Below are 2,835 nucleotides of genomic sequence, written 5' to 3' on the forward strand. Positions count from 1 at the left end.
CCAAGCAGACGTGCACAGAAAACAGCGATTGAACAACGAAATCTAAATCCTGTGCTTGACTTGGAAATGTCCATATAGGACATTTCTATTTGGTTATTAGGTAGGACATTTCTACTTGGGAATAACAGAATAACAGAAAAAACCTAGGCACTGGCCTAGGTGTTAAATTAAAAAAATACATAAAAATTAAGGCTATAGTCTCAATTTTTCAACTTCGTATAACGTGTATTATGTTAATTTTAGAAGATCTATACAATTCTGTACTTTTTCACAATCATAGAAAAAGCAAATAAAATACTTATCCAAAATAAATAATCAATAAAAAAATTGAGAAAAACAAATTGATCCATGCCGATGAAAATAAATAAAGGATTGATACTTATACTTCCGACTGGAGAGGTTTCACCATCTATAAGGAACTGGAGAGGAAATCCCCCAGCTATGACTTTAACTTTTTCAAGCTTATCTACAACTATGCGAGCAACTAATATATTTTTTTGATAAAGCAAAGATACGTAAGTCAAAATAATCGCTAAAAAATTAAAATATAATATTTTTTTCATAACTATTCTTTATCTTTTAAGTTAATTAAAAACAGCCAATAACATAAGCCAGGAAATAGAGCCAGAAAGCTAGCCCATGTATTGGTATACATCTTCCACCAATCTTCAGCAATCTTTCCAGTATGCCCCCATCCTAAAAGAATAAAAAATGGAGTAGCAATAATTAGAGAGGTAATACAGATGGTTAATAAATTAAGTCTGTTATAACGATTTAAAAGAATTGAGAATATGTAGCTAAAAGGCACAGTCAAAATACAATAAGCCAAGTAAATAAGACCGTGTCCTACAAGAACTACGAAAATCGAGTATAGGCTGTATTCGTGATTCACTGCGATAAACAGGACTGTTGTTAAAAAAAGTAAAGGTAAAGGAGCAAGTAAGAGTGCTTTTACTATTTGTTCATTTGAGTATTTCACTAATTTAATTCTCTTATCTACTCAATAAATAATAATACTATAACGATTTTATTGGAGGTTTTTTGATTCTATTTAACATAATGGTGGTTATACGAATTGAACGTAAGCGTCCGCTGAACCCCATGCCTATTTTTTAATTCGGTTCAGGTTTCCAGCGGTGTGGTAGCAATTCTTCAATCTGAGTCACTTTATGTGTCGGCAACCTTTTCAGCACATCACTTAAATAGGCATTTAATCCTGAGAACTAAGAATTATCATTTAAAAATACCACAAAGTAGTATAAAATAAACTACTACAAGGTAGTATGAATGCAATCAATGTATACAATATGTGAGACTCCATTATTTACTAAATACTGTCTTGTTTATTGGACTCAGGAAGAATATGAGGAATTCAAAACATTCTTAGCATTAAATCCTGAAGCAGGAGATGTAGAGCCTAATGCAGGTGGTATTCGTAAGATTAGATGGACTAGCGGTGGTAGAGGTAAAAGTGGTGGTGTCAGAGTCATCTACTTTAATCGTTTAGCAAATGGAGAGATTTGGTTATTAACCTTGTACAGTAAAAAGCAAACTGTACAGCTTAGTAAGAAGACTCTTCAAGCATTAGTGGAGAAACTAAATGACTCGTTTAATGACTGAAAAAGAACTTGAGGCTTTTGAAGCAACTAGGGATATTGAAGCTGAAATATTACAAGGCATCGACGATATGCTTACTAGTAATGCAGCGAAAAGAACCGTAATCACTGAGACAGATGTAGCGTTAGCTCGTAGAAAGGCTCAACTAACACAAGATCAGTTTGCTAAGATTCTTGGCGTATCAAGACGTACTCTTGAATCATGGGAACAAGGTGCGAGAAGACCATCAGGAGCAGCAACATCCCTTATTCGATTATTTATTGTTGATCCAAAATTTGTAAAAGAGAGTCTGGCTTAATTTAGACAGCTCTCTACTATATTTATTTAAGGTTTTTTATGAAGCACTTAGGATTTGTGGGAAAAAGTACTGAATATTTAGGGTATACCCATATTGAAATTATCAATAGCTCATTACGCTTATCTTTCAATATTCCATCAACAAAAGATCTAGAAGAAACCTTTAAAAAGATAGTCGAAAATAACTATGATTTACTCATGGAAACATCAGCAGAAATCGAGTTCGAATTAGAAAGTGAAACGCTAGCAAAGATAGAAACCATCATAAAAGAAAAAGGGATTGAACTTGATGAGTTTGTTCAAAATGCGCTGATTAAACTTATCAACCAAAATGAATTGGCTAAGACTGATTAGACCTTAAATGCAGACAATAAAAAACCCCAGCATCCTGCCGGGGTTTCTCATATTGGGTTGCTAGGTATGACTCCTGTCTTACCTCACGCTCCTGGTGCGATCTTTCTTATTCTTGTTGTTTGGAACTTCCTGTTCCTGATGAGTTCATCATAGGAAAATTCCACTGTTCCTGGTAGCCGCAAAGAGCCGAGATTGTTGTGCGCCAGGGCGTACAAAATAGCCTAAATTTTATCCACAGCCATTGGGGATAGTTTCGGATCCTGAAAGCCGATGAAATGGGCACTGATTGCCAAATTGATCGTTTTTTAATCAAATTTACTGGCAAAATATTACAGATCTGCTTAAAAACTCACCAACTTATTACAAAAGCCGATTTTTTGCTTTTTCTTAGTCATGGCTAAATTTTCAAGTGATTGATATTTATATTAATATACAAGTGTTGTTATTCCCAAGTAGAAATGTCCTACCTAATAACCAAATAGAAATGTCCTATATGGACATTTCCAAGTCAAGCACAGGATTTAGATTTCGTTGTTCAATCGCTGTTTTCTGTGCACGTCTGCTTGG

Annotated in this window: 5 protein-coding genes and 1 pseudogene; 3 read left to right on the forward strand and 3 right to left on the reverse strand. The window is 34.3% G+C overall.

The annotated features are described in order from the left end of the window. Positions 1 to 248 precede the first annotated feature (248 nt). From FTU71_RS14380 to FTU71_RS14390, 3 genes and pseudogenes are all read right to left on the reverse strand, one after another. On the reverse strand, positions 249 to 563 hold the full coding sequence (locus FTU71_RS14380; protein ID WP_070155405.1) for a hypothetical protein: 315 nt from the start codon (positions 561 to 563) through the stop codon (positions 249 to 251). A gap of 2 nt (positions 564 to 565) precedes the next feature. Then, on the reverse strand, positions 566 to 979 hold the full coding sequence (locus FTU71_RS14385) for a hypothetical protein (protein ID WP_179989130.1): 414 nt from the start codon (positions 977 to 979) through the stop codon (positions 566 to 568). A gap of 133 nt (positions 980 to 1,112) precedes the next feature. Next, positions 1,113 to 1,208: pseudogene (locus tag FTU71_RS14390) on the reverse strand (transposase domain-containing protein); the annotation flags it as partial. An 88-nt stretch (positions 1,209 to 1,296) separates the two neighbouring features. Here FTU71_RS14390 and FTU71_RS14395 point away from each other — a divergent pair. Genes FTU71_RS14395 through FTU71_RS14405 form a run of 3 tightly spaced genes read left to right on the forward strand, consistent with a single transcriptional unit; the run spans position 1,297 to position 2,268 of the window. Next, positions 1,297 to 1,620 (forward strand): transcriptional regulator, encoded by a 324-nt coding sequence (locus FTU71_RS14395; protein WP_104505828.1) that lies wholly within the window; start codon positions 1,297 to 1,299, stop codon positions 1,618 to 1,620. Then, positions 1,601 to 1,915: a DNA-binding transcriptional regulator gene (locus FTU71_RS14400; protein ID WP_104505827.1), complete on the forward strand. Its 315-nt coding sequence runs from the start codon at positions 1,601 to 1,603 to the stop codon at positions 1,913 to 1,915. Before FTU71_RS14395 ends, FTU71_RS14400 begins: the two co-directional genes overlap by 20 nt. Before the next feature lie 38 nt (positions 1,916 to 1,953). Beyond that, positions 1,954 to 2,268, forward strand: a complete 315-nt coding sequence (locus FTU71_RS14405; RefSeq protein ID WP_104505826.1) for a hypothetical protein — start codon at positions 1,954 to 1,956, stop codon at positions 2,266 to 2,268. Positions 2,269 to 2,835: the final 567 nt, after the last annotated feature.

The sequence above is a fragment of the Acinetobacter sp. YH12136 genome, assembly GCF_013418545.1.
Classification (GTDB): Bacteria; Pseudomonadota; Gammaproteobacteria; order Pseudomonadales; family Moraxellaceae; genus Acinetobacter; species Acinetobacter towneri.